Raw genomic sequence first — 22,197 nt, forward strand, 5'->3', positions numbered from 1 at the left:
ACCTGTTCAACTCCGGTATCCGTCCGGCGATGAACGCGGGTATCTCGGTATCGCGGGTTGGTGGTTCAGCACAGACCAAGATCATGAAGAAGCTCGGCGGTAACATCCGTCTGGCCCTGGCTCAGTACCGGGAACTGGCGGCATTTGCCCAGTTTGCATCGGATCTGGACGAGGCCACTCGGAAGCAGCTGGAGCACGGTCAGCGCGTAACCGAGCTGATGAAGCAGAACCAGTACAGCCCGATGACCGTTGCGGACATGGGTACCGTACTGTTCGCAGCCAACGAAGGCTTCCTGGACGATGTCGAGGTCAACAAAGTGGTCGAGTTCGAAGCGCAGCTTCTGGACTGGATGCGCTCTGAACAGAAAGACGTTCTCGACATGATTGGCGACGAAGGCAAGTACAACGACGACGTCGCCGCCGGCCTGAAAGCTGCTCTGGAGAAATTCAAGACCACTCAAAGCTGGTAACGCCCGCGGGCCCGCTGCGGCGGGCCTTCAGGTCCACATGAGTGTCTAACTTGAAAAGGCAGTGACTTATGGCCGTCGGAAAAGAAATACGCAACCAGATCGGAAGCATCAAGAGCACGCAGAAGATCACCAGCGCCATGGAAATGGTGGCTGCGAGCAAAATGCGCAAGGCTCAAGAACGCATGAAGGCTACTCGCCCTTATGCGGAGAAGATGCGGCAGGTAATCGGACACATTGCGAAGTCCAACAAAGATTACGTGCATCCGTTCATGCGCGAGCGCGAGGTGAAGCGTGTCGGTTACATCGTGGTTTCCTCGGATCGGGGACTGTGCGGTGGTCTGAACGGCAACGCCTTCAAACTGCTTGTGCGTGAAATGAAGCAGTGGAAGGAAAAAGGTGTAGAGACCGATCTCTGCGCCATTGGGCAAAAAGGCGCGTCCTTTTTCCGCAGTTATGGCGGGAACGTGGTCGCGGCCCTGACTCACCTGGGTGACAACCCCAGTGCAGAGAAGCTCATCGGTAACGTGAAAGTCATGCTCGATTCGTTCGAGGAAGGCAAGATCGATCGCCTGTATGTGATTTACAACGAGTTTGTAAACACCATGACCCAGCAGCCGAAAGCAGAGCAGCTTCTGCCGTTGCCGGAAGGCTTGGACGAGGAAGTCGGTCACCAGTGGGATTACATCTACGAGCCTGATTCACGGCCCATCCTCGATGGGTTGCTGCCACGCTATATCGAATCCCAGGTATATCAGGGAGTGGTAGAGAATCTGGCCTGCGAGCAGGCTGCGCGGATGATTGCCATGAAGAGTGCAACAGACAATGCGGGCAACATCATTGACGAGCTTCAGCTGGCTTACAACAAAGCCCGTCAGGCAGCCATCACGCAAGAAATTTCGGAGATTGTGAGCGGCGCGGCTTCGGTCTGATCCTGCCCACAATCCTACTGGTTTTATTGACTATCAAGATAACGAGGAACCGAGCATGAGTAGCGGACACATCGTTCAGATCATAGGCGCGGTTATCGACGTGGAATTTCCACGTGACTCCGTTCCTGGCGTTTACGACGCACTGCTGCTTGAAGGTGGTGAGACAACTCTGGAAGTTCAGCAGCAGCTGGGCGACGGAATTGGACGTACCATCGCGATGGGCAGCACCGAAGGCCTCAAGCGGGGCCTGAACGCAACCAACACCAACGCACCGATCTCCGTACCGGTCGGCACCCAGACCCTGGGCCGTATCATGGACGTTCTGGGTCGTCCCATCGACGAACAGGGCGACATCGGTGAGGAAGAGCGCTGGGCGATTCACCGTAAGGCCCCGGGCTACGCTGACCAGTCAGCTTCTGCCGACCTGCTGGAAACCGGCATCAAGGTGATCGACCTGATCTGCCCGTTCGCCAAGGGTGGTAAGGTTGGTCTGTTCGGTGGTGCCGGTGTTGGTAAGACCGTAAACATGATGGAACTGATCAACAACATCGCGAAAGAGCACTCCGGTCTCTCCGTATTCGCCGGTGTTGGTGAGCGGACCCGGGAAGGGAACGACTTCTACTATGAAATGAAGGAGTCCAACGTTCTCGATAAGGTGGCCATGGTTTACGGCCAGATGAACGAGCCCCCCGGAAACCGTCTGCGTGTGGCCCTGACCGGTCTCACCATGGCCGAGAAGTTCCGGGACGAAGGCCGTGACGTGCTGTTGTTCGTCGACAACATCTACCGTTACACCCTGGCCGGTACCGAGGTATCCGCACTGCTGGGCCGTATGCCGTCCGCGGTAGGTTACCAGCCGACCCTGGCCCAGGAGATGGGTGAGCTGCAGGAGCGTATCACCTCCACCAAGACCGGCTCCATCACCTCCATCCAGGCGGTCTACGTACCGGCGGATGACTTGACCGACCCGTCTCCGGCCACCACCTTCTCGCACCTGGATGCGACCGTGGTACTGAGCCGTGACATCGCGTCCAAGGGTATCTACCCGGCGATCGATCCGCTGGACTCCACCTCCCGTCAGCTGGATCCGCTGATCATCGGTCACGAGCATTACGAAGTTGCCCGTGGCGTGCAGACCAACCTGCAGCGCTACAAGGAACTGAAGGACATCATCGCGATCCTGGGTATGGACGAGCTGTCTGAAGAAGACAAGCTGACGGTTGCCCGTGCCCGTAAGATCGAGCGTTTCCTGTCCCAGCCGTTCCACGTGGCTGAAGTCTTCACCGGCGCCCCTGGTAAGTACGTGCCGCTGAAGGAAACCATCAGCAGCTTCAAGGGCATCCTCAACGGCGACTACGACGACATGCCGGAACAGGCTTTCTATATGGTAGGATCCATCGAGGAAGCGGTCGAGAAAGCGAAGGAAATGAAGGCCAAAGGCAAGTAAGGCATCCATTTCCTGATCGACCAAAGAGGCAACTGACATGGGTATGACCGTGCATTGTGACGTGGTGAGTGCCGAAGAGAAGATCTACTCCGGACTGATCGAAATGCTGATCGCAGCCGGTACAGAGGGTGACCTGGGTATTGCCCCGGGCCACACCCCGCTGTTGACCGAGCTCAAGCCCGGCCCGGTCCGGGTGATCAAGCAAGGCGGTGAGGAAGAGATCCTGTACGTCTCCGGCGGCTATCTTGAGGTTCAGCCGAACCTCGTCACGCTGCTGGCTGATACCGCGGTTCGTGCGAAGGATGTGGACGAAGCCGCGGCAATTGAAGCCCAGCGCGAAGCCGAGAAAGCACTTGCCAGCAAGACCGGTGAGTTCGAGTATTCCCGTGCCGCTGCAGAACTGGCGGAAGCTGTTGCCCAGCTTCGCACCATTCAGCAGCTGCGCCGCAAGATGAAGTAATTCGTCTTTCGGTCAGGGAACGCTGATCACCAAAGCCGCATCCTGGACGGCGGAAACAGACCACAACCTGTTTACCGTCGGCGGGGCTGCGGCTTTTTTTATTTCCCGACAACGCCCGTAGGTGGTAGACAAGGAGACCCGTTCGATCATGACCCCACTTCACGTCATCATCCTGGCCGCGGGCCAGGGCTCTCGGATGAAATCCTCACTCCCCAAAGTCCTCCACCGGGTGGCGGGCAAGCCGATGCTGCATCACGTCATCGACACCGCGCGGACCTTGGGGGCGGCGGGCATTCACGGGGTCATCGGCCATGGCGCCGATCAGGTAAGGGACACCACGCCGGCAGACGACATCCAGTGGGCCCTGCAGGAACAGCAGCTGGGCACCGGCCATGCGGTGGCGCAGGCCCTGCCCAACCTGCCCGACGACGCCAACGTCCTGATCCTCTACGGCGACGTGCCACTGACCAGTGCGAGAACCCTGAACCGCCTGGTATCCGAGGTCGGTGACCGCTCACTCGCGCTGCTCACCGTCACCCTGGACGACCCCCATGGCTACGGCCGGATCATCCGGGACGAGTCCGACAAGGTACTGGCGATCGTCGAGCAGAAGGACGCCTCCGAGCACCAGCACCGCATCACCGAGGTCAACACCGGCATCCTGGCGGTGCCGGCGAAGCTGTTGAAGGACTGGCTGCCGCGCCTGTCCAACCACAACGCCCAGGGTGAGTACTACCTCACCGACATCATCGCCATGGCAGTGATGGACGGCGTGGCGGTGAACGTGGCCCAGCCGGACAACGAGTTCGAGGTGCAAGGGGTCAACAACCGCCTCCAGCTGGCCGAATTGGAGCGCTGGTACCAGCGCCGGGAAGCCGACCGCCTGATGACCGAGGGGGCGACCCTGGCCGACCCGGCCCGGGTGGACGTGCGCGGTGACCTGACCATCGGCAACGACATCCTGATCGACGTCAACGTGGTGTTCGAAGGCAAGGTCACCCTGGGCGATCGGGTCAGTATCGGGCCCGGCTGCGTGATCCGTAACGCCATTATTGCCGAGGGGACCGTGATAGAGGCACACTCAGTGATTGATGGCGCCGAAGTGGGGGCCGGTGCCCAGATCGGCCCCTTCGCCCGGTTGCGGCCGGGGACCCGGCTGGCCAGTCGCACCAAGGTCGGTAACTTCGTCGAGACCAAGAAGGCCGAGGTGGGCGAAGGGAGCAAGATCAACCACCTCAGCTACGTCGGCGATGCGACGCTGGGCCGCGACGTGAACGTCGGTGCGGGCACGATCACCTGTAACTACGACGGCGTCAACAAGCACCAGACAGTGATCGGGGATGAAGTTTTCGTAGGGTCCAACACCTCCCTGGTGGCCCCTGTTACAGTGGCGGCCGGAGCCACCATCGGCGCGGGGTCCACCATCACCCGTCCGATCGAGGCCGGGGAACTGGCGGTGGCCCGCGGGCGGCAGCGCAACGTACAGAACTGGCAACGGCCCGAGAAAAAAGCCTGAATGCCCCACGGGGCCGGGTGACACAGCAAGCAACAGCAGACAGGTAACAGACACATGTGTGGAATTGTAGGCGCGGTATCGGAACGGGAGGTTCAGGGCATCCTGCTGGAGGGACTGCGGCGGCTGGAATACCGCGGGTACGACTCCGCCGGGATGGCGGTGCGGCAGGACGACGGCAGTATCAACCGTGCCCGCGAGGTCGGTAAGGTCGCGGCGCTGGGAGAATACATCGACCAGCACCCCTGTCGCGGGCCGTTGGGCATCGCCCATACCCGCTGGGCCACCCACGGTGAACCGTCCCAGGTGAACGCCCACCCGCACATGTCCGGCGACCGGCTGGCCCTGGTTCACAACGGCATCATCGAGAACTACCAGGAACTGCGCACGGAACTGATGGCCGAGGGCTACGAATTTACGTCCCAGACCGACACCGAGGTGGTGGCCCACCTCATCGAGCGGGAATACCGCGTCGCCGGCAGCCTGCTGGCGGCGGTCCGGGGTGCCATCGCCAAGCTCCGGGGCGCCTATGCCCTGGCCGTGCTCCATGCCGATGAGCCGGATCACCTGGTGGTGTGCCGGGAGGGCAGCCCGCTGGTGATTGGCGTCGGCATCGGCGAGAACTTCATCGCCTCCGACCAGTTGGCACTGCTGCCGGTCACCGACCGCTTCATGTTCCTGGAGGAAGGCGACCTGGCCGATATCCGCCGGGATGGCGTGACTATCTGGGACCGCCAGGGTGCCCAGGTGGAGCGTGCCACCACCCGATTTGAGCACGGTATCGATTCCGCCGACAAGGGCGAGTACCGCCACTACATGCTCAAGGAAATCCACGAACAGCCGCGGGTGATCAAGGCCACCATGGAAGGCCGGATCACCAACGACCGGGTGCTCGAGCAGGCCCTGGGCACCGACGCCGGACAGCTGCTGGAGAATGTCCGCCATGTGCAGATCATCGCCTGTGGCACCAGTTACCACGCCGGCATGGTGGCCCGCTACTGGATTGAGGAACTGGCCGGGGTGGCCTGCTCGGTGGAAGTGGCCTCCGAGTTCCGCTACCGCAAGCACGTGATCCAGCCAGACACCCTGTTCCTGTGCATCTCCCAGTCGGGGGAGACCGCCGACACCCTGGCCGCCCTGCGCCAGGCCAAGCAGGCCGGCTTCCGCGCCGCCCTGGCTATCTGCAACGTACCGGGCAGTTCGCTGGTGCGGGAATCCGATCTGGTGATCATGACCCAGGCCGGCCCGGAGATCGGGGTGGCCTCCACCAAGGCGTTCACCACCCAGCTGGTGGCGCTGCTGCTGTTCACCCTGGCATTGGCGCGCAAGAACGGCCTGGGCGAATCCGAGGAGGCGGACATCGTCGCCGCCCTGCACAAGCTACCGGGCCAGGTGGAGGATGCCCTCGCCCTGGACGGCCGCATCGCCGAGCTGAGCAAGGCGTTCATGGACAAGCACCACAGCCTGTTCCTGGGTCGGGGCGCCATGTTCCCGGTGGCCCTGGAAGGCGCGCTCAAGCTCAAGGAGATTTCCTACATCCACGCCGAAGCCTACCCGGCCGGCGAGCTCAAGCACGGCCCGCTGGCGCTGGTGGACAGCGAAATGCCGGTGGTCACCGTGGCCCCCAACAACGAGTTGCTGGAGAAGCTGAAGTCCAACCTGGAGGAGGTGCGGGCCCGGGGTGGTGAGCTGTTCGTGTTCGCCGATGGCGGCGCCGAACTTGCCGAGCAGGACGGCATCCACGTGATGCAGATCCCCGAGGTGCACCCGATCACCGCGCCGATCGTCTACACCCTGCCGCTGCAGTTGCTGTCCTATCACGTGGCGGTGCTCAAGGGCACCGACGTCGACCAGCCGCGGAACCTGGCAAAAAGCGTGACGGTGGAATAAGGCTATCGATCACGCGGTATACTGCGCCTCCAGCGAAAAGTTCCGCGCCAGCCAGATCTCCGCCGGCTCCGGCCGGTTGAGGTAGTAGCCCTGCACGACGGCCTCCGGATAGCGTTTCAGGTATTGCCACTGGGCCTCGGTCTCGACGCCTTCCACCACGGTGCGCAGGCCCAGCTCCACGGCCATGCTGTGGATCATCGAGACAATGGCGCGGCCGCTGTGGTCGCCGTCGATGTCCCTGGTGAAGGAGCGGTCGATCTTCAGCTCCTGGATGGGCAGGTGCCGCAGGTAGCTGAGGCTGGAATAGCCGGTGCCGAAGTCGTCGATGGACACTTCGATGCCCAGCCCGTGCAGCGCCCGCATCTTGCTGACCACCTGGCGCAGCTCCTGGATCATCACGCTCTCGGTCAGCTCCAGGGTGATGTGATGACCGCTGAGCCGGTGCTGTTTGAGGCAGGTGACCAGGTGACTGATGAAATCGTCGCGGGCAAAGTGGTCGGCGCTGATGTTGATGGCGAAGCGCACGTGCCCCAGTTTGTCCTGGCAGGCCTTCACCATGGTCAGCACCTGGTCCAGCACCCAGCGGTCGAGCTGGTAGATCAGCCCGATGGATTCCGCCAGCGGAATGAAGGTGGCCGGCGATACCAGGCCGTGCTGGGGATGTTCCCAGCGTAACAGGGCCTCGGCGCCGATCAGGTCGCCCCCGGTGCTGCACTGGGACTGCAGGTAGAGCCGCAGCTCGCCGTTGTCCACCGCCTGGCGCAGGGCCTGGGTCAGCTGGAACTGCTCCATGGCATCCACCCCCATACGCTCGCTGAAGAACACCACCGCGCTGGAGGCATCCTGCTTGGCTTTGTGGTGGGCGGTTTCGGCGTTGCGCAGCACGTCCTGGGCGGTTTCCCGACTGAGACCGGGCAGTACCGTCAGACCAATACTGAGACTGAGCTTGAACTCGTGGTCGCCCACGGTCAGTGGCTGGGCCAGCGCTTCGTGCAGCCGGGTGGCGGTATCCAGGGCGAGGTTGGCCATGTGGGTCTTCTTGGCGACGGACGGGGCTAACAGCACGGCAAATTCGTCACCGTCGATACGTGAGACGGTATCGCTGGGACCGGTAAGCGTTTCCAGCCGTTCGCTGAAGGCCACCAGGACCTGGTCTCCCACCTCCAGACCCAGAGAATCGTTGATCTCCTTGAAGCGGTCGATGTCGAGCACCAGCACCGCCGAGGCGTGGTCATTGGATTTGCACAACCGCACCGCCATATCGAGCCGGTCGAGGAACAGCAGACGGTTGGGCAGCGAGGTGAGGGCGTCGTACCAGGTCAGGAAATCGATGGTGCTCTGGTTTTTCTTGGTGGTGGAAATGTCACTGAACACCGAGATGTAGTGGGAGACGCCCCCATCCGGGCCAGTCACCGAGTTGATGGTGCGCAATTCCGGATAGGTTTCGCCACTCTTGCGCCGGTTGATCAGCTCGCCGCGCCATTGCCCCATCTTGCGGACCCGGTCCCAGACCTCCGCAGTGAACTCGGAGCGCTTGAGGTCACCACTGAGGCTGTCCTGGGGCCGGCCGACGACGTCGTCGGCCTCGTAGCCGGTGATGCGGGAGAAGGCCGGGTTGACCGCTCGCACTATGCCGTGGACATCGGTCACCATGATGCCTTCCATGGCGTGGCTGAATACCGCGTCCAGCAGCAGGGCCTGGGCATCGAATTGCTCCGCGGCGGCGGTGGTGGTGTCGTATTCGCCGCGGGTCTCGTGTTCGATGGAGGCGTCCAACCGGGAGGCGGTGTTCATCAGCCGATCCATCATGCCGTGGACTGACAGGTGGGAGCGGATGCGGGCGAGTACCACCGACCGGTTGAACGGCTTGTGGATATAATCCACGGCACCGATCCGGAAGCCCTCGGCCTCGGACTCGCTGTCGGTGGCGGCGCTGACGAAGATGACCGGGATGCGCCGCCAGACCGGGTGCTGCTTGAGGGTACGACAGACCTCGTAGCCATCGATGCTGGGCATCATCACGTCCAGCAGGATCAGGTCCGGCAGGGTGTCTTTTTCCACAAACTGCAGCGCCGCCGCGCCGCTGGTGGCGATGGCAATTTCATAGTCGTAGCGCAGGGCTTCGGCCAGTATCCGCAGGTTGTTGGGCTCGTCGTCCACCAGTAGCAGTAACGGTTTTTCGAGCGGTGTGGATCCGTCCATGGCGAATCGCCTCAAAGTTGTACGAATGTACCAGTTGCTAGTATAGCCTGAAATGACAAGGTTTCAGGTCTATTCCTTCAAAGGTGTCGTTCGATGTCCGCCAAAGTGACCAACGCGGACTGATAGCGGAACTCTTCCAGTTCCTGCAGCAGGGTCTGGATCCGATCTCCCAGCGCTGGATGCCCGGTATGCTGTTTCAAAAACTCCAGTTGCTCGTCGTTGGGTAGGCGGGACCGGGCGATCAGTGACTGGAGTTCGTCCAGCTCCTTGAGTAAGTGGTCAGAGACATTGCCAGTCACGGCCACGGTGGGCTCGACCGGCGTCTCCTGGTGTTCCAGCCAGGCACGGATGTCGCTGAGTACGGTGGCCAGTTCGGCGGCCAACTGATCGGTGTCCTGGACACCCGCCTTGCACTGTTGCTCCGCTTCCTGGGCCAACTGCGACAGGCGGTGCAGGCCCAGGGTGGCGGCCGAGCCCTTCAGGGTATGGAGGAAGCGGGCAAGCTCGTTTAACCGCTCGCTGCGGTCCCCGTCCGGTTGCTCCCCTGTCGGCTCCGGCACGCCGTCCTGGTACTGGCAGACAAAGCTCCGCAACAACCGCAGCACCAGTTCGTGGTCGCCCTGGAAGCGGGTCAGGATCTCCTGTTCGCTGAACTGCAGGTCACCGGGCAGGTTGAGGGACCCCGGCTCCAGGCCTGAATCCTGGAGCACCGGTGTGACCTGGGCATCGGCCTGGGGGTGAAGCCATCGGCAAAGGGTGGTTGCCAGCACGTGGAAGTCGATGGGTTTGGCCACGTGGTCGTTCATGCCGGCGGCCCGGGCCCGTTTGATGTCTTCCTCAAACACCGCCGCCGACATGGCAATCACCGGCAGTTCCTCGGCACTGTAGCGTTTGCGCATCTCGAGGGTGGCTTCGTAACCGTCCATATCCGGCATGTGCAGATCCATCAGCACCAGGTCGTAGGTTTCCCGATCGACCAGCGTCAGCGCTTCGCGACCGTTGCTGGCGGTATCCGCCGACAGGCCCAGCTTGGCCAGCAGCGACAGCGCCACCTCCTGGTTGAGCTCGTTGTCCTCCACCAGCAGCAACCGGCTGCCGGCAATCAGCGACTTCAGGGTGGACAGATCGGGTATCACGATGCCATTGGCGGTGCCATGGCGGCCCGAATCGAGGTGGCCTTGTTGGTTGAGGGCATTGTAGAGCGTGGAGGGCGTGACCGGTTTGGTCAGCACCGACGGCAACTTACCCTCGGCCCCATCACCCCCCTTACCGGTGAGCCGGCTGATCAGCTCTTCCTTCTGGTAGGCGGTCACCATCACCAGGATGGGCTCGGGCTGCCGCTGGTCACCGTTTCGGTGATTGCGGATACGCTGGTAGAGCCAAACGCCGTCCTTGCCCGGCAGCACCCAGTCGACCAGGATGGCGTCGTAAACATTGCCCGAATCCAGCGAACTGAGGTAACGCACCAGGCCGTCCTCGGCGGTGGTGGCCACGTCGCAGTGCACCTTCCAGGCGGCCAGGTAGGATTTCATCAGCTCCGCCGAGGTGCTGTTGTCCTCCACCAGCAGCACCCGCCGCAGACCCAGGTTCTTCTTGCTCCAGGCCGGCTCCGCCTCGGTAATCTCGAACGGCAGCGAGAAGTAGAATTCGCTGCCTTCGCCTTCCTGGCTGGATAACGCGATGTCGCCGCCCATCATCTTCACCAGGCTCTTGCAGATCGCCAGTCCCAGGCCGGAGCCGCCGTACTTGCGGGTGGTGGAGTTGTCCGCCTGGTCGAAGGCATCGAACAGGTAGGACTGCTTGTCTTCGGCAATGCCAATGCCGGTGTCCTTCACCGAGAACCGGATCACCGCCACCTTGTCGCTGCGCCGTTCCAGGGTGACCGACACCGTCACCGAACCCTCATCGGTGAACTTCAGGGCGTTGCCCAACAGGTTATTGAGCACCTGGCCGAGGCGGTGATCGTCGCCCAGCACCGTTTTGGGGAGGTCGGGATCGATCCACACCAGCAGGTCCAGCTGTTTCTTGGCAAAAGCCAGCTCGAACAGCTGGACGGACTTGCGCACCGTATCCTCAATCAGGAACGGTTCCTCCACCTTGGTCAGCTTGCCCGATTCCAGCCGTGACAGGTCGAGGACGTCATTGAGCACCTGCAACAGGTTATTGCTGGCGGCGTTGATCTTCTCCACGTAGTCCTGCTGGCGCTTGTTGAGGCCGGATTCCGACAGGATGGTGAGCAGGCCCATGATGGCATTCATCGGTGTGCGGATCTCATGGCTCATATTGGCCAGGAAGGCGCTCTTGATGCGGGTGGCGTTCTCAGCGGCCTCGGAGCGCTCCTGCAGGGCCTGATTCAGTACGCTGAGCGCCTCCCGGGTCTGCACTGCCTCGGTGATGTCGGTGGTCAGCGAGATAAAGCCCTTGGTCAGGCCAAAGGGGTTGAAGATTGGCAGGTAGTTCACCAGCACGGTGCGGGTGCCCTGGCTGGTGCCGAGGACCTGCTCGAAGGACTGCTTCTCGCCCCGCAACACCGCATCGATGTGGGGCTGGCAGATCTGGTAGTTTTCCGTGCCCAACACCGAATGCAGGGTCATCCCGGGCATGGCGTCGGGATCCAGGTTCAGCCACTTGCGGTGGGTGCCGTTGGCGTATTGGCACCTTTCAGTAGTATCCCAGTAGGCTACCAGGCCGGGCAGGGCGTTGGTCAGGGTGGTGATGAACTGGTTGCGTTCGCTCAGGGTGTCGGCCTGTTGCTGCAGATCCCGCTGCAGGAGGGTGGTATGCCGGAGCCGCCGGAAGAACAGGCCGATCAGCACCGTAAACACCACCAGCAGCACCGCAAACACCACCAACGCCTGAAGCAGGGCTTGCCAGCGTTGAGCCGCGATGGTCGCCGGGGTCTGGTGTAACAGCACCACCAGGCTTGGTGCCTGAGCCAGCTCCGAAGTGCTGCCCTCGGGCGGTCGGGCGGTGACCCGGCTGACGAACCAGCGCCCGGAGGCCAGGGTGACTGGGGTGGCCGGGTCAGACTGCAGTGCCTGCCACAGGTCCGGGTTGCTGCGGGCAACGGTGTGACCATGGTTCAGGTCGCTGGCCCAGGCCAGGCTGGCATCCGGGTGCAGTAGCCAGTCGCCATTGCTGGCGGCCACGCGCACCTCGAACTGGTCGTGTTGGCCAAACGCGGTTAACCGTTGCAGGATCGGGTTCAGCGCGACGTTGACGATCAGGTAGCCGTTATCCGTGCCTTGGTGGGGCGGCAACCGCAGCGCCACGTGAAGGGTGGGGCGAAGCGGTCGTTCGATCTGGCCTCGTTCCCGGTTCAGGTTGGGGGGAGAGACGTACACCTGATACGGGGTCAGGGCCATCGCTGCCCGGTGATAGGAACGCTGGCTCTTGTCCTGCAGGTTGCCGGGCTGAACTGGCCGGATGTCGCCACCGGCGGTGTCAATGTCGATGCGTGCGCCCTCCAGGCCGCTCGCCTTGATCCAACGCACCTGGAAATAGTTCGGGTTCTGGTAGATCAGCGGAAACAGGGCCTGGGTGAAGCGCTCCGCTTTCAGTTCGGCCGACTCGGCGGTGATGGCGGACTGCGTCAGCGGGGCGCGGGCAATCCCCACCAGGTCGCGAACCGGAATAGACAGGGCATCGCCCAGCAGGCTGCGCAGCTCGGTCAGTTCCCCGTTGGCCACGGATTCGGTCATCAGGGTCGAATGCTGGCGGGCCTGGTAATAGCTGCCGCAGGCCAGCACCACGAGCAGGCAGGCCAGCGGAAGACTCAGCATCAACAGCTGTTGCCAGGCATTACGGTCTAGTCCGGAACGAGAGATCAAATCGGCGCACTCCATGCTTATCTGGCAGCCCCAAAGCTCGGGCAGGGGCATCCCGCAGCCCACTAAACAAGAATGGCTCGTAATGGCCAATTTGCAAATCGAAAGTGCGGTGCAGGAGGCCGTGTAATCACAATTTGACGTTTTTACCCAGCCCCCTCGGCTGGCCTGTTTAGTGTCACCCAGATAGGTTAAAATCCCGCCCCTCGCGACGCCGGCCCGGGTTCATGTGTGACCAGCGACCGCCAGTGGCCGGCTGAGTTCGTTGTTTCCCCCAATATCCCGGATTCTGTAATGCTCAAAACCGTCAAGAACGAGTGGTTGTCCAATGTCCGCGGCGACCTGCTCTCAGGCATTGTCGTGGCCCTGGCTCTGATTCCCGAGGCCATCGCCTTCTCCACCATCGCCGGCGTGGACCCCAAGGTGGGGCTGTACGCCTCCTTCTGTATCGCCGTGGTGATCGCCTTTGTGGGCGGTCGTCCGGGGATGATTTCCGCCGCCACTGCCGCCATGGCGCTGCTGATGGTGACCCTGGTGAAGGAACACGGCCTGCAGTACCTGTTGGCGGCCACGGTGCTGACCGGGGTGCTGCAGATCATCGCCGGCTACCTGCGCCTGGGCGAGCTGATGCGGTTTGTGTCGCGCTCGGTGGTGACCGGTTTCGTCAATGCCCTGGCCATCCTCATCTTCATGGCCCAGCTGCCGGAACTGACCGACGTCACCTGGCACGTCTACGCCATGACGGCCGCGGGCCTGGCCATCATCTACCTGTTCCCGCTGATTCCCACCGTGGGCAAGGTGCTGCCCTCGCCGCTGGTGTGCATCATTGTGCTGACCCTGGTGGCGGTGCTGTTCAACCTGGACATCCGCACCGTCGGCGACCTGGGCGAGCTGCCTACCGAGCTGCCGGTGTTCCTGTGGCCGGACGTGCCGCTGAACCTGGAAACCCTGTGGATCATCCTGCCGTACTCCGCCTCCCTGGCGGTGGTGGGGCTGCTGGAATCGTTGATGACCGCCACCATCGTGGACGACCTCACCGACACCACCAGCGACCGCAACCGCGAGTGCCGTGGCCAGGGCATTGCCAACATCGGCGCCGGCCTGCTGGGCGGCATGGCCGGTTGCGCGATGATCGGCCAGTCCATCATCAACGTGAAGTCCGGTGGCCGGGTGCGGCTGTCCACCCTCACCGCCGGCATCGTGCTGCTGATCATGGTGCTGGTGCTGGACGAGCTGCTGGTGCAGATTCCCATGGCGGCGCTGGTGGCGGTGATGATCATGGTGTCCATCGGTACCTTCAGCTGGGATTCGTTCCGCAACCTGCGCAACCACCCGCTGTCCACCAACGTGGTGATGGTGGTGACGGTCATCGTGGTGGTGGCCACCCACAACCTGGCGTTCGGGGTGTTTGCCGGGGTGCTGCTGGCGGCGCTGTTCTTCGCCAACAAGGTGGGCCATTTCATGCTGATCCGCTCCGAGCTCGAGGAAAGCAGCAATACCCGCACCTATACTGTGGTGGGTCAGGTGTTCTTCAGTTCCTCGGAGAAGTTCATCGCCTCCTTCGACTTCAAGGAAGGGGTGGACCGGGTGGTGATCGACCTGCACCGCGCCCACTTCTGGGACATCACCGCGGTGGGGGCCCTGGACAAGGTGGTGATCAAGTTCCGGCGGGAGGGTGCCGACGTCGAGGTGGTGGGCCTCAACGAAGCCAGCGCCACCATCGTCGACCGCTTTGCGGTGCACGACAAGCCGGAAGCGGTTGACCAACTGATGGGACACTGATCCAATCCAAGGGAGCCTCTGATTAACTCCTGAATCGTCTCTGCGCGCTCTGAAGGCTGTAGCCGCAAGGCGCGGTTCGCAGCCAATGGCCGTAGCCCTTGGCAAGGGCCGCAACACCGTGGATGCAGCCTTCAGAGCGCGCCCTTCGGGGCGTTCAGAGCCATCCACACTCCGCGTTGCGGCTTTTTGAAAGGTCCCGGCATTCCTGCAAAGCCGCGCCTTGACTGTGAATGGCTCTGAATGCCAGAGGCGATCCAGGAGTTAATCAGAGGCTCCTGAACAATAAGCTAAAATCAGGCGAGCGAGGATGTCATGAAGCAAGTGGTTGGGTGTATCGACGGCTCTCGGGCGGCGAAGGCGGTGTGCGACTACGCGGCCTGGGCGAGTCAGCGGCTGGAGGCGCCACTGACCCTGTTCCACGTGCTGGACCAGGAGCGCTACCCGGCGGAGAGCGACCTGGCCGGCAGCATTGGCCTGGGCAGCCGTGAGCACCTGATGGAAGAGCTGGCGGAGCTGGACCAGCGCCGCAGCAAGCTGGCCCTGGAGCAGGGCCGCCACATGCTGGAGGCGGCCACCGCGCGGGCGCGGGAGTCGGGGGTGACCGACGTGCACCAGCGCCAGCGCCACGGCGACCTGACCGACTCGCTGCTGGCCATCGAGGACACCACCCGCCTGCTGGTGATGGGCCTGCACGGCGAGAGCAGCAGCGACCGGGATATCCACGTCGGCAGTCAGCTGGAAACGGTGATCCGCAGCGTCCATCGGCCCATCCTGCTGGTGCCCGACGACTTCCAGGCGCCGCGCAGCGCGATGCTGGCGTTCGACGGCAGCCCCACCACCTTCAAGGGCCTGGACCTGCTCGCCTCCAGCCCGATCTTCCGGGACTTCGAACTGCACCTGGTGATGGTGGGCGCCGACACCGCCGACCGCTGGGAGCAGCTGCGCCAGGCCGAGCAGGCGCTGGCGCCCCTGGGTGCCAAGGTGGAGCTGGCGATCCGCGCGGGCGACGTGGAAGCGGCCCTGCACGGGTACCAGCAGGAACACAACATCGACCTGGTGGTGATGGGGGCCTACGGCCACTCCCGCATTCGCCAGTTCCTGGTGGGCAGCACCACCACCAACATGCTGAAGACCAGCAAGAGCCCCCTGTTGATCCTGCGTTAGACGCCCGCCGGGGGCGTAACGAGACGGCCGCACGCCCGGGAGGCGCGGAAGTTAGAGCCAGTTGGAGGTAATTGTGCGCCAGTCTGATAGGCTCTGGGTGTTCCGATGACAGCAATCACGGGTGGAGAGCGGGTTGATCATCCGACAGCGGGTTAGAGTCCGGCGGCATGGCCGCCGCAGGTGGCCGTGGACATTGGCCGCCGTGGTATTGATGGTTTCATGGCTGGTGCCGGCCTGGGCAAGTACGGACGAATCGGCGCAATCCGGGCGTCCGACCCTGACCGTGGGTTACGCCGAGTTTCCGCCGCTGGAATACGCCGACGACAACGACCGCGCCGCCGGGGTGTTCGTGGCGTTGACCCGCCAGGTGGCCAAGGAGGCGGGTTACGACCTGGAATTCGTCTACCTGCCCATCAGCCGCACCTATTTCTACCTCAAGAACGGGGCCATCGACCTCTGGCCCGGCCTCACCCAGATTCCCGAGTTGCAGGGCCATGTGCTGGAGAGCGACGTCAGCCCGCTGCCGGTTCGCCTCTCGGTGTGGTCGCTCGACGGCATGCCGCCGGTCACCCGGTTCGAATCCTTCCACGACCGCGTCCTGATCCTGATCGCCGGCTACACCTACGGCGGCCTGCGGGAACAGCTGGAGCAGCAGGAATCCATCCGCCTGACCTACGCCCCCAACCACCTGGCCGCCCTGTACATGCTCCAGCGGAACCGGGGCCACTACCTGCTGGATTACCAGTACCCGGTGCGGGAAGTGATGAAGGCATACAACATCACCGGCGTTCAGGAGCAGGAAGTGCGGATCCGCTACACCTCCTGGCTGTTCTCCCGCCAGAACCCCGACAGCGAGCGCCTGCGGCAGGCATTCGATGACGCCTACCGGCGGCTGGCGGCCCGTGGCGAAGTGCCGGCTCCCATCGCCAGGGACGCCGACTACCTGCTACCGGGCTTCCCGTCGATCCAGGACGCCCAGGTCCCTCAGTAAGGGTACCGCGTCTACTCTGGCCGACGCAGCCGGATATCCCCATACCAGGCGGTAGCGGCTTCGCCGGTGTTGTCGGCATCGGACATGATGCCAATGCCCACGACGGCCGGCGGCGCCTCGCCGAAAGCTGCCCGGTAATCCGCCACGATGTCCCGCTCCACGGTTACCCACTCGCCCACCTGGTCCTCGCCACTGGTGACCGCCACCATCATGGTGCGGTCGGTGTAGGGGTTGGGCACGATGGCGCCGGGGGGCAGCCGGTTGGCCCAGATGTAGTTGAGGGCATTGCCCGGCAGTTCCTCGCCGAACAGCGCCTTCACCGTGCCCCGCTTGAGCCGCTCAAACAGCCCCGCCTTGTCCTCCTGAAACTCGAAGGCCACGTAGAGGCGGGCGGGGTAGTCATCGCCGTCCTTGCGCCGGGCATCGCCGTCACGATAGGTGTTCGACACCTTCCAGCGCCACTGCAGCAGCAACCCGTCCCCGGGGGCCACCGTCATCCGGGCGATCAGGCCGGAGGCCCCGGCCTCGGTACGCGCCCTCATCACCTGCTGGCCATCCACCGTCACCAGCCGGTACTGGCTGTGGCGGTCGATGCCGGGAAATTCCAGCGGCTCCCAGCCGTCGTCCAGGCCGGTCATGGCGGAGAAGGGGCGGGGTTGCGGCAGGGCCTGGTCGTCGGCCAGGGCGGGCAGGCCCAGAAACGTGGTCAGCAGCAGGGCCGACAGGGCAGGGCGAATGTGCATAACACCTCCTTGATGGCGGTACAGACCGACGGTCAGGTAAAAAGTGCCTTGTTGAATCCGGATTTCGTGTATATAGTGCTCTCATCCTTGGTTCAATACCAGATGTAGTGATCAAGGGATGGCCAAAACGCTCAACGATTGACCGGGCGGGCCACCCTGGCCACCCACGGTAGCGGGAATCCGGTGAGACTCCGGAACTGACGCGCAGCGGTATTGGGGAACGAGCGAGGCACGGTGCGCTGCACCAGACACTGACCGGACCCGGTTGGGAAGTCGCCCCGCGAGGTGGTTCATGTGATGAACCGAGCCCCTGAGTCCGAAGACCTGCCAGGGATGAGGCGCATTTACGTCGCCCAATAACTGCACCTTCGCGTTACAGGTGAGCAGGACAGGATTCAGCAAGGTGTTGGGGCACAGGTTTCATCTGTCTCCCTTCTCTACGCCCGCCGGGGACAGGCTGTCCCCGGCACGGGGGCTGTCCCTATCTCGCACCCCTGTCTACGCGAAGGCCATGATGGAAAACGCGTATTCAGGAGACACCCCATGTCCACCGCCACAGCTACCCCGGCTGACGCCCAGCCCAGCACCGATTCGCTGCAGGTCATCAAACGCAACGGTACCCTGGTTCACTTTGACGCCGCCAAGATCAGCGTCGCCGTCACCAAGGCCTTCCTCGCCGTGGAAGGGGACCAGGCCGCCGGCTCCGCCCGCATCCACGACAGCGTGGCGCGGGTCACCGAGCAGGTGGTGCAGGCCATCAGCCGCCGCCTGAAGGCCGGTGGCAAGGTGCACATCGAGGACATCCAGGATCACGTCGAACTGGCGCTGATGCGCGCGGAAGAACAGAAGGTCGCCCGCGCCTACGTGCTCTACCGGGAGGCCCACGCCCAGGAGCGGGCCAGCCGCGAGGCCCCGGTGGAGGCCCACCCCAGCCTGACGGTGAAACAGGCCAACGGCCAGGTGGCGCCGCTGGATCTGGGCCTGATGAAATACCAGGTGGAGCAGGCCTGCGAGGGGCTGGACGGCGTCGACGCCGCCTCGGTGGTGGAGGAAGCGCTCAAAGGCCTGTACGACGGCATCCCCGAAGCGGATGTGCTGGCTGCCCTGGTGATGACCGCCCGTGGCCGCATCGAACAGGAGCCGGATTACAGCCAGGTCACCGCCCGGCTGCTGCTGGAGCAGCTGCGCATCGAAGCCGCCGGGGCCCTGGCGCTGCCCCTGCAGGAATCCCTGAAGCGTCTTTATCCACAGGCCCTGACCGCCTTTATCCACGCCGGCATCCGCTATGAACTGCTGGACGACGCCCTGGTGGGCTTCGACCTGGAGCGCCTGGGGGCGGCCCTGAAGCCGGAGCGGGACTACCAGTTCGGCTTCCTCGGCCTGCAGACCCTGTACGACCGTTACTTCCTGCATTGGCAGGGGCAGCGCCTGGAATTGCCCCAGGTGTTCTTCATGCGCGTGGCCATGGGCCTGGCGCTGCGGGAAGACGATCCCAACGCCCGCGCCATCGAGTTCTACGACCTGCTGTCGTCCTTCGACTACATGGCCTCCACCCCCACCCTGTTCAACAGCGGCACCCGGCACAGCCAGCTGTCGTCCTGCTACCTGACCACCGTGAGCGACGACCTGGAAGGCATCTACGGCGCCATCAAGGACAACGCCCTGCTGTCCAAGTGGGCCGGCGGCCTGGGCAACGACTGGACCCCGGTGCGGGCGCTGGGCTCCCACATCAAGGGCACCAACGGCCAGAGCCAGGGCGTGGTGCCGTTCCTCAAGGTGGTCAACGACACCGCGGTGGCGGTGAACCAGGGCGGCAAGCGCAAGGGCGCGGTGTGTGCCTACCTGGAGAGCTGGCACCTGGACATCGAGGAGTTCCTCGAGCTGCGCAAGAACACCGGTGACGAGCGCCGCCGTACCCACGACATGAACACCGCCAACTGGGTGCCGGACCTGCTGATCGAGCGCATGCGCGCCGACCAGCACTGGACCCTGTTCAGCCCCAGCGACGTGCCGGACCTGCACGACCTCTACGGCAACGCCTTCCGTGCCCGCTACGAGCAATACGAGGCCATGGCCGAGCGCGGCGAACTGCCGCTGCACAAGAAGGTCTCCGCCAAGCAGCTGTGGCGCAAGATGCTCACCGTGCTGTTCGAGACCGGCCACCCCTGGATCACCTTCAAGGACCCCTGCAACCTGCGCTCGCCCCAGCAGCACCAGGGCGTGGTGCATTCCTCCAACCTGTGCACCGAGATCACCCTCAACACCAGCGCCGAGGAAATCGCCGTCTGCAACCTGGGCTCGGTCAACCTGGCGGCCCACATCAAGGACGGCGAACTGGACGTGCAACGGCTGGAGCGCACCGTCAACACCGCGGTGCGGATGCTCGACAACGTCATCGACATCAACTTCTACGCGGTGCCCCAGGCGCGCGAGTCCAACCTGCGCCACCGTCCGGTGGGCCTGGGCCTGATGGGCTTCCAGGACGCCCTGTACCAGCTCAAGCTGGCCTACTCCAGCCCGGAGGCAGTGGCCTTTGCCGACCTGGCAATGGAGCAGATCAGTTACTTCGCCATCCGCGCCTCCGCCGAGCTGGCCGCCGAACGCGGCGCCTACCCGACCTATGAGGGCTCGCTGTGGGAGCGGGGCATCCTACCCATCGACTCCATCAGGCTGCTGGCGGATGCCCGCCAGGACGGTGACCTCAGCGTCAACACCGAGGCGGCACTGGACTGGACGCCGGTACGGGAACTGGTGGCCAGGCACGGCATGCGCAACTCCAACGTGATGGCCATCGCCCCCACCGCCACCATTTCCAACATCGTCGGCGTGTCCCAGTCCATCGAGCCGGCGTACCAGAACCTGTTCGTGAAATCGAACCTGTCCGGTGAGTTCACCGTGGTGAATCCGTCCCTGGTCGCCGACCTCAAGGCCGAGGGCCTGTGGGACAACGTGATGGTCAACGACCTCAAGTACTTCGACGGCTCGGTGCAGCAGATTGAACGCATCCCGGCGGAGATCAAGGCCCGTTACGCCACCGCCTTCGAGATGGACGCCCGCTGGCTGGTGGAGGCCGCCGCCCGCCGCCAGAAATGGCTGGACCAGGCCCAGAGCCTCAACCTGTACATGGCCGAACCCTCCGGCAAGAAGCTCGACGCCCTGTACCAGCTGGCCTGGGAGCGCGGCCTGAAGACCACCTACTACCTGCGCTCGCTGGGTGCCACCGGCGCCGAGAAATCCGCCCCGGTGCAGGCGGCCCCGGCCCCGCAGGTGTGCGCCATCGACGATCCGGACTGCGAGGCATGTCAGTAACCACTGACTAACCTGCAGCCGGACGCAGGATGCGGTGAGGCTTGACGAACCGCATCATTACGCACTGATTATTGGTCACGAAATCCACGACAACACACGAAAAAAGGTCTTCGCAGGGGGATAGAATTCAATTCTGTCCCCGGATACTTAATTCGCGGCTCTCTTTTCTTTCGTGCGTTTTCGTGGATTTCGTGGCAAAAACCTTTCACCGAGCCGAGGACAGAACCATGCTCGATTGGGACGACGACTCCACCCCCCAACAACCACAGGCCAGCAACCCCGACGGCCCGCGCCCGGTCAACGTCGACGACAAGCGCGTGATCAACGGCGATACCGACATCAACCAGCTGGCGCCGTTCAAGTACCCCTGGGCCTGGGAGTACTTCATGAACGCCAACAAGAACCACTGGACCCCGCTGGACATCAACATGGCCCAGGACGTCCACGACTACCACCACCGCCTGAGCGCGCCGGAGAAGCACGTCTACGAGAACGTGCTGGCCTACCTCACCACCTCCGACATCCTCGCCATGCGCAACATCGGCCTGGCAGTGATGGAGAAGATGAGCGCCCCGGAACTGCAGATCTACCAGGCCCGCCAGGTCTATGAAGAGGCCCTGCACACCTGGACCTACCAGCATTGCATCGAGACCCTCAACCTCGACCAGAGCGAGATCTATAACCGTTACCGGGTGGTGCCACAGATCAACCAGAAGATCCAGGTGGCCAACCGCCGCCTCGACGCCGCCATGCGCTCCGACATGAACCTGCGCAATCCGGACGACCTGCAGGAATTCATCATGTCCTACCTGTTCTTCGCCGCGGTGTTCGAAGGCTGCTGGTTCTACAACGGCTTCAGCCCCATCTTCGCGCTGCAGCGCCGCGGCCTGATGCGCGGCACCGGCGAGCAGCTGCAGTACATCCTGCGGGACGAGGCCATGCACTTCTCTTTCGGGCTAAAGGTGGTGAACCAGATCCTGGAAGAGGAAAACATCACCCTGGATCCGAAAGCCGTACGCGAGATGTGGGACGAGTCCGAGGCCGCCGAAAGCGCCTACGCCGACTACATCCTGCGCGACCCGATCCTGGGCTACTCCGCCGAGTACCACAGCGAACAGTTCCGCTTCGTCGCCAACCGCCGCGCCCGCACCGTGGGCCTGGAAGAACCGTTCCCCGGCGCCAGGAATGTCTCGCCCTGGCTGGACGAGCAGGCCACCATGCGCAAGGAGAAGAACTTCTTCGAGACCCGGGTGATCGAGTACCAGACCGGGGCGCAGCTGGAGTGGTGAGCGCGGAGTTATACGAACGCATTCGCAAAACCCCGGCAACCCGGCGGGCAAACTCCGTAACTCTCTGATAGATTTGAGGGTAGTGAAACTCACGAGTGGAGTTATACGCCCTTCTTGGCCCAGGACGGTCTTGGGGGGAGGGCGTATAACTGCGAACGAGCCTTGCTCGGTTTTTCTATCC

At 63.3% G+C, this 22,197-nt stretch carries 13 protein-coding genes, 1 pseudogene and 1 riboswitch; of the genes and pseudogenes, 11 read left to right on the forward strand and 3 right to left on the reverse strand.

Going from position 1 to position 22,197, the window contains the following annotated elements; all coding sequences use genetic code 11:
• The 6 genes and pseudogenes from R3175_RS17145 to glmS form a co-directional block, all read left to right on the forward strand.
• Positions 1-470 (forward strand): annotated as a pseudogene (locus R3175_RS17145) (F0F1 ATP synthase subunit alpha); the annotation flags it as partial.
• A 68-nt stretch (positions 471-538) separates the two neighbouring features.
• Positions 539-1,399 (forward strand): F0F1 ATP synthase subunit gamma, encoded by an 861-nt coding sequence (gene atpG, locus R3175_RS17150; protein WP_318945564.1) that lies wholly within the window; start codon positions 539-541, stop codon positions 1,397-1,399.
• A 55-nt stretch (positions 1,400-1,454) separates the two neighbouring features.
• On the forward strand, positions 1,455-2,846 hold the full coding sequence (atpD, locus tag R3175_RS17155) for a F0F1 ATP synthase subunit beta (protein WP_318945565.1): 1,392 nt from the start codon (positions 1,455-1,457) through the stop codon (positions 2,844-2,846).
• 37 nt (positions 2,847-2,883) lie between these two features.
• Entirely contained in the window at positions 2,884-3,306 is a 423-nt protein-coding gene (locus R3175_RS17160) for a F0F1 ATP synthase subunit epsilon (protein WP_318945566.1), read from the forward strand.
• Positions 3,307-3,454: 148 nt separating this feature from the next.
• Positions 3,455-4,822, forward strand: a complete 1,368-nt coding sequence (gene glmU / locus R3175_RS17165) for a bifunctional UDP-N-acetylglucosamine diphosphorylase/glucosamine-1-phosphate N-acetyltransferase GlmU (RefSeq protein WP_318945567.1) — start codon at positions 3,455-3,457, stop codon at positions 4,820-4,822.
• Positions 4,823-4,876: 54 nt separating this feature from the next.
• Positions 4,877-6,709: a glutamine--fructose-6-phosphate transaminase (isomerizing) gene (glmS, locus tag R3175_RS17170; RefSeq protein ID WP_318945568.1), complete on the forward strand. Its 1,833-nt coding sequence runs from the start codon at positions 4,877-4,879 to the stop codon at positions 6,707-6,709.
• A 9-nt stretch (positions 6,710-6,718) separates the two neighbouring features.
• Here glmS and R3175_RS17175 read toward each other — a convergent pair whose 3' ends face one another.
• Complete coding sequence (locus R3175_RS17175; RefSeq protein WP_318945569.1) at positions 6,719-8,911, reverse strand: EAL domain-containing protein; 2,193 nt, start codon at positions 8,909-8,911, stop codon at positions 6,719-6,721.
• Positions 8,912-8,988: 77 nt separating this feature from the next.
• Positions 8,989-12,741: a response regulator gene (locus R3175_RS17180; RefSeq protein WP_318945570.1), complete on the reverse strand. Its 3,753-nt coding sequence runs from the start codon at positions 12,739-12,741 to the stop codon at positions 8,989-8,991.
• Between the two features lie 291 nt (positions 12,742-13,032).
• On the opposite strand from R3175_RS17180, the gene R3175_RS17185 reads away from it, so the two are divergent.
• From R3175_RS17185 to R3175_RS17195, 3 genes are all read left to right on the forward strand, one after another.
• Positions 13,033-14,520, forward strand: coding sequence for a SulP family inorganic anion transporter (locus R3175_RS17185; protein ID WP_318945571.1), 1,488 nt, complete (start codon positions 13,033-13,035; stop codon positions 14,518-14,520).
• Positions 14,521-14,832: 312 nt separating this feature from the next.
• Positions 14,833-15,684, forward strand: coding sequence for a universal stress protein (locus R3175_RS17190; protein WP_318945572.1), 852 nt, complete (start codon positions 14,833-14,835; stop codon positions 15,682-15,684).
• Between the two features lie 211 nt (positions 15,685-15,895).
• Complete coding sequence (locus tag R3175_RS17195; protein WP_318945576.1) at positions 15,896-16,675, forward strand: substrate-binding periplasmic protein; 780 nt, start codon at positions 15,896-15,898, stop codon at positions 16,673-16,675.
• A gap of 11 nt (positions 16,676-16,686) precedes the next feature.
• Here R3175_RS17195 and R3175_RS17200 read toward each other — a convergent pair whose 3' ends face one another.
• Positions 16,687-17,418: a DUF3047 domain-containing protein gene (locus R3175_RS17200; protein ID WP_318945573.1), complete on the reverse strand. Its 732-nt coding sequence runs from the start codon at positions 17,416-17,418 to the stop codon at positions 16,687-16,689.
• 140 nt (positions 17,419-17,558) lie between these two features.
• Positions 17,559-17,765: riboswitch (cobalamin riboswitch) on the forward strand.
• A 196-nt stretch (positions 17,766-17,961) separates the two neighbouring features.
• Between R3175_RS17200 and R3175_RS17205 the strand changes: the two genes are divergently transcribed.
• Together R3175_RS17205 and R3175_RS17210 are read left to right on the forward strand one after the other, a co-directional pair.
• Positions 17,962-20,727, forward strand: a complete 2,766-nt coding sequence (locus tag R3175_RS17205; protein ID WP_318945574.1) for a ribonucleoside-diphosphate reductase subunit alpha — start codon at positions 17,962-17,964, stop codon at positions 20,725-20,727.
• 227 nt (positions 20,728-20,954) lie between these two features.
• The gene (locus R3175_RS17210) at positions 20,955-22,016 is read left to right on the forward strand and encodes a ribonucleotide-diphosphate reductase subunit beta (RefSeq protein WP_318945575.1); all 1,062 of its coding nucleotides are present in this window, start codon (positions 20,955-20,957) and stop codon (positions 22,014-22,016) included.
• The last annotated feature ends 181 nt before the right edge of the window (positions 22,017-22,197 follow it).

Origin of the sequence: Marinobacter sp. (assembly GCF_033722735.1) — a bacterium.
Taxonomy (GTDB): Bacteria; Pseudomonadota; Gammaproteobacteria; order Pseudomonadales; family Oleiphilaceae; genus Marinobacter.